The 5,253-nt window shown below is 69.9% G+C and carries 4 protein-coding genes, 1 tRNA gene and 1 pseudogene; 3 read left to right on the forward strand and 3 right to left on the reverse strand.

Annotated elements, in window-relative coordinates; all coding sequences use genetic code 11:
- Positions 1 to 1,270, reverse strand: a 1,270-nt coding sequence (locus VIM19_21185; protein ID HEY5187346.1) for an acyl-CoA dehydrogenase family protein, incomplete at its 3' end; no start/stop codon positions are given.
- 171 nt (positions 1,271 to 1,441) lie between these two features.
- Between VIM19_21185 and VIM19_21190 the strand changes: the two are divergent.
- Positions 1,442 to 1,720, forward strand: a pseudogene (locus VIM19_21190) (NUDIX hydrolase).
- A 186-nt stretch (positions 1,721 to 1,906) separates the two neighbouring features.
- On the opposite strand, the gene VIM19_21195 reads toward VIM19_21190, so the two are convergent.
- Positions 1,907 to 1,980: transfer RNA gene (locus tag VIM19_21195), tRNA-Gly, on the reverse strand.
- A gap of 40 nt (positions 1,981 to 2,020) precedes the next feature.
- Here VIM19_21195 and VIM19_21200 point away from each other — a divergent pair.
- On the forward strand, positions 2,021 to 3,163 hold the full coding sequence (locus VIM19_21200; GenBank protein ID HEY5187347.1) for an aromatic acid exporter family protein: 1,143 nt from the start codon (positions 2,021 to 2,023) through the stop codon (positions 3,161 to 3,163).
- Positions 3,164 to 3,173: 10 nt separating this feature from the next.
- The gene (gene dcd / locus VIM19_21205; protein ID HEY5187348.1) at positions 3,174 to 3,749 is read left to right on the forward strand and encodes a dCTP deaminase; all 576 of its coding nucleotides are present in this window, start codon (positions 3,174 to 3,176) and stop codon (positions 3,747 to 3,749) included.
- A 13-nt stretch (positions 3,750 to 3,762) separates the two neighbouring features.
- Here the strand turns inward: dcd and VIM19_21210 are convergent.
- Positions 3,763 to 5,253, reverse strand: a 1,491-nt coding sequence (locus VIM19_21210; protein HEY5187349.1) for a (Fe-S)-binding protein, incomplete at its 5' end; no start/stop codon positions are given.

Consider the following 5,253-nt stretch of genomic DNA (forward strand, 5'->3'; position numbering starts at 1 on the left):
ACCCGCCGAGGGTCTGCAGCGACTCCGAGCCGAGGATCGCGTAGGAGCGTTCCGAGCCGTACCCCTTGACGATCGGCAGCAGCAGGTCGTTGAGCCGGTCGTCGATCTCGTAGTCCTCGGCGGCCGCCTCCTTGATCGCGATGTCGTCCTGGATGCTGGCGGTGTACAGCACCAGCGCCCGCATGCCCTCGGCGTACGCCTTCTGCGTCATCAGCGAGCGGCGGACGTCGGGGTGGTGGGTGATCGTGACCCGGGGCGCCGTCTTGTTGGTCATCTGGGCCAGGTCGGCGCCCTGGACGCGGTTCTTGGCGTAGTCGAGCGCGTTGAGGTAGCCGGTGGACAGCGTCGCGATGGCCTTGGTGCCGACCATCATCCGGGCGAACTCGATGATCCGGAACATCTGGGCGATGCCCTCGTGCACCTCACCGACCAGCCAGCCGACGGCCGGCTGCTTCTCGCCGAAGGTGAGCTCGCAGGTCGTCGAGGCCTTGAGGCCCATCTTCTTCTCGAGGTTGGTCGTGTACACGCCATTGCGGCCCTGCAGCTCGCCGGTCTGCCAGTCCACGAGGTACTTCGGGACGAAGAACAGGGACAGGCCCTTGGTGCCCGGCCCGTGGCCCTCGGGGCGGGCCAGCACCAGGTGGAAGATGTTCTCCTCCAGGTCGTGCTCGGCGGAGGTGATGAACCGCTTCACGCCCTCGATGTGCCAGCTGCCGTCCGCCTGCAGGACCGCCTTGGACCGACCGGCGCCCACGTCCGAGCCGGCGTCCGGCTCGGTGAGCACCATGGTGGCGCCCCAGCCCTTCTCGGCACAGACCTGCGCCCAGTGCTTCTGCTCCTCGGTGCCGAGCTCCCACAGCACGTGGGCGAACGCGGGACCGGAGGTGAACATGTGCACGGCCGGGTTCGAGCCGAGGACCATCTCGGCGAGCGCCCAGCGCAGCGACGGCGGGGTCGGTGTGCCGCCCATCTCGGCCGGCAGGTCCAGGTTCGTCCAGCCGGCGTCGCGGTAGGCGCGGTACGACTTCTTGAACGACTCGGGCATGGTGACCGAGCCCGTGGCCGGGTCGAACACCGGCGGGTGCCGGTCGGCGTCCTCGAAGGACTCGGCCAGCTCGTTGACGGCCAGCCGCTCGACCTCGGCGAGCATCGACTTGGCGGTCGCTAGGTCCATCTCGGCGTACGGGCCGCTGCCCAGCACGTTCTGGCGGCCGAGGACCTCGAACAGGTTGAACTCGATGTCACGCAGGTTGGACTTGTAGTGCCCCATGGTTCTGACTCCTCGGACCGCGCGAAGCGCAATGATTACCCGTCAGTAACATCCATGATGCTACCCGCCGGTAACCAGCGCAAGTGACCGGCCTCACACCGGCCGCGAACGGGACGAACGACACGGTCCGCCAGGCGTTCGCGGCGGTACACCGCCCACCAAGATCGCGTCGCTCTCGTGCGGGAGCATCGCGATGACTGGGGTGGGCACTACTGGAACATCCCCAGCGGCACGGTTCAGGCTCGCGAGACGCCCGCTCAGGGCGCGGTCCGTGAGCTCGCCGAGGAGACCGGTCTCGTGGTGGCGGTGAGCGGCCTTCGGCTGGTGAGCTCGTCGTCGACCGTGAACGCCGATCCGGACGGCTCGATCCTGGAGGCTCGCTGGTTCTCTGCGGGAGGCAGTCCGTCTGCTGGACCAGCTGCCCTGCCGCCCCCGTCAAGGAGCCTGTGATCGCCTCCCTCAGTGGTGGGCGGGAACTCGGCTCACATTGGCGACACGACGCACCGGACACCGCAGCCGTCGTCACGGCAAGCTTCCCGGCGTGAACGCCTGCCCCCGGCGCCTGGTGCACCGCACCCGTCAGCCAATCCGCGAAGAAGCATCGCGCTCTTTGCGAAGATCCCCTGGACCTGGAACTGGAGCGGGTGACGGGAATCGAACCCGCACTGTCAGCTTGGGAAGCTGATGTTCTGCCATTGAACTACACCCGCGCGGGCGGCTCGGCCGCCGCGGCCCGCCTACTCTACCGGCATGGCAACGCCGGTCGGGAGGGGCTCAGCGGACGCCGGCGTCCTCGCCCCGCTCAGTGATCTGTTGACCGCGCCGAGCAGTGGCCGACCCACCTGGCTCACGGCCTTCAAGGCCGCGGTCGCCGCGGCCGTGGCGTGGGGGCTGGCCGAGCAGCTCAGCGGCAACGCCTCGGCAGTCTTCGCCCCCATCCTGGCCATGCTCACCGTGCAGGCCAGCGTCTACAGCACGATCGCCCAGGGCATCCAGACGATCGTCGGCAACACCGTGGGTGTCGCCGTCGCCCAGGTCCTCGTCAACGTGGGCGGCCGCAACGTCTTCGTGGTGTTCCTCGGGGCCCTGGCCGCGTTCGCGGTCGCTGGCCGGCTGCCCCTTGCTCCGGCGGGACGGGTGCAGGTGTCCTTCTCGGTCCTGCTGGTGCTGCTGCTCGGGCCCACCGCCCGCGGCTACGGGCTGTGGCGGCTCGTCGACTGCGTCATCGGCGGTGCGGTCGGAATCGCCATCGCCCTGGTCGTCCCTGAGCGGGCGCAGGTGGAACCGGCCCTGGCCGCCATGCGGGACTGGACGGCGGCCGTGCGGCGGTCGCTGGAGATCGTGGTGGAGCACCTCAGGGCCGAGCCGCGGGAGGTCGGCTGGGCGGAGCGGCACGCGTTCGTCAACCTGGTCGGTGACAGCCTGCGCCACCAGGACGACGTCACGGCTGGCAGCGTCGTGGCCGCGGTCGAGTCGGTCCGGTTCAACCCGTGGGCTCGCCGGGACAGGGAGCGCGTCGCCGGGCTGGCCGCCGACCTCGGCTGGCACCGCCGGGTGTCGCTGCAGGCCCGGGCGATCACTCTTAACGTCGACCAGCTGTACGACCGGCCGGGGCCGCTCCCGCTGCTGCGCCGGGACACCCTGGCCGACCTGCTGCAGCAGCTCGCGGACCTGCTCGGCCGCCGGCTGCGGGGCGGGCCACTCCTGGACGCGTCGTCCGAGCTGCAGGAGCGGCTGTCGACGGCGCTGACCGTGGTCACCGCCGGCCAGCCCTCGGTGCACGGCGTCGTCGACAGTGTCAGCCTGCTCGGACGGATCGAACAGCTGCGGGAGGAGATCGTGGGGGTCGCCGGGGGGTACGGCGGGGGGCGGCCGGCCGGGCCGGGGCGGTAGCCTCGCCGCCGTGCTGCTCTCCGACCGCGACATCCGCGCCGAGCTCGATTCCGGAAAGGTCGGGCTGGCCCCGTACGACCCCTCGATGATCCAGCCGTCGTCGGTCGACGTCCGGCTGGACCGCTACTTCCGGGTGTTCGAGAACCACCGGTACCCGCACATCGACCCGGCGGTCGAGCAGCCGGACCTGACCCGGCTGGTCGAGCCGGACACCGACGAGCCGTTCATCCTGCACCCGGGGGAGTTCGTGCTGGCCTCGACCTACGAGATCGTGACCCTGCCGGACGACATCGCCGGCCGGCTCGAGGGCAAGTCCTCACTCGGGCGGCTCGGGCTGCTCACCCACTCGACGGCCGGCTTCATCGACCCGGGCTTCAGCGGGCACGTGACCCTCGAGCTGTCCAACGTGGCCACCCTGCCGATCAAGCTGTGGCCCGGCATGAAGATCGGCCAGCTGTGCCTGTTCCAGCTGTCCTCGCCGGCCGAGCACCCGTACGGCTCAGCGGTCTACGGCTCCCGCTACCAGGGCCAGCGCGGACCGACGCCGTCCCGGTCCTTCCAGAACTTCCACCGCACCCAGGTCTGAACAGTTGTCAGGGTCAGGCGCGCTGGACGGAGCGGAGCAGCAGCTGGGCGACATCCATGACCTGGGTCTGGGCCGCCTTGTCCAGGTCGGGCTGCAAGGCGCCCACGCCGTCCCCGATCATGACCTTGCAGAACGGGCAGGCCACCGCCACGGTGTCCGCACCGGTGTCGATCGCCTCCTGGGTCCGCACCTCGTTGACCCGCTGGCCGATCTTCTCCTCCATCCACATCCGAGCGCCACCGGCACCGCAGCAGAACCCGCGGTCGGCGTTGCGCGGCATCTCGGCGAAGGTGAGGCCGGGCAGCGCCGTGACCAGTTCGCGCGGAGGGGCGTACACCTTGTTGTGCCGGCCCAGGTAGCACGGGTCGTGGTAGGTGACCTTCTCCTCCACCGGGGCCACCGGCGTGAGCCGGCCCTCGCGCACCAGCCGGTTGAGCAGCTGGGTGTGGTGGACGACCTCGTAGTCCCCGCCGAGCTGCGGGTACTCGTTGCGGATCGTGTTGAAGCAGTGCGGGCAGGTCACCACGATCTTCTTGGCGCCCACCTCGTTGAGCACCTCGACGTTCTGCTGGGCCAGCATCTGGAACAGGAACTCGTTGCCGGAGCGTCGCGACGAGTCACCCGTGCAGGTCTCGCCCTCGCCGAGGACGGCGAACTCGACGCCGGCCAGGTGCAGCAGCTCGGCCACCGCCTGAGTGGTCTTCTTGGCCCGGTCCTCGTAGGCGCCGGCGCAGCCGACCCAGAACAGCCACTCCACGTCGTCCGGGATCTCGCCGTCGACGACCCGCACCTCGAACGGCAGGTCGGCCGCCCAGTCCAGCCGCCCGGAGGCGTTCATGCCCCACGGGTTGCCCTTGGTCTCCAGGTTCTTGAACAGCCCGCCCAGCTCGGTCGGGAACGCCGACTCGATCATCACCTGGAACCGGCGCACGTCCACGATGTGGTCGATGTGCTCGATGTCCACCGGGCACTGCTCGACGCACGCCCCGCAGGTGGTGCACGACCACAGGACGTCGGGGTCGATGACGCCGCCGCCCAGGGAGTGCCCGTGCTCGTCGCGCTCGTTCGGCCCGACCAGGTCGCGGGCCACCTCGGACTGCACCGCCTCGGAGAAGGACGTGAGCTCGACCGGTGCCGGCTGCGGGCCGCCGGGCCCTGAGGCCAGGTAGGTCGGGTGCGACTGGGCGAGCAGGTACGGCGCCTTCGCGAAGGTGTGGTCGCGCAGGTTCATGATCAGCAGCTTGGGAGACAGCGGCTTGCCGGTGTTCCACGCCGGGCACTGGCTCTGGCAGCGGCCGCACTCGGTGCAGGTGGCGAAGTCGAGGATGCCCTTCCAGGTGAAGTCCTCGACCTTGCCGACGCCGAAGACGTCGTCCTCGCCCGGGTCCTCGAAGTTGATCGGCTGGCCGCCGGAGTACATCGGCACGAGCGGGCCGAGCGCGTTCGGCCGCCGCGAGAAGAACACGTTGATCGGGGCCAGGAAGATGTGCAGGTGCTTGCTGTA

It is taken from the genome of Actinomycetes bacterium, from assembly GCA_036510875.1.
GTDB lineage: Bacteria > Actinomycetota > Actinomycetes > Prado026 > Prado026 > DATCDE01.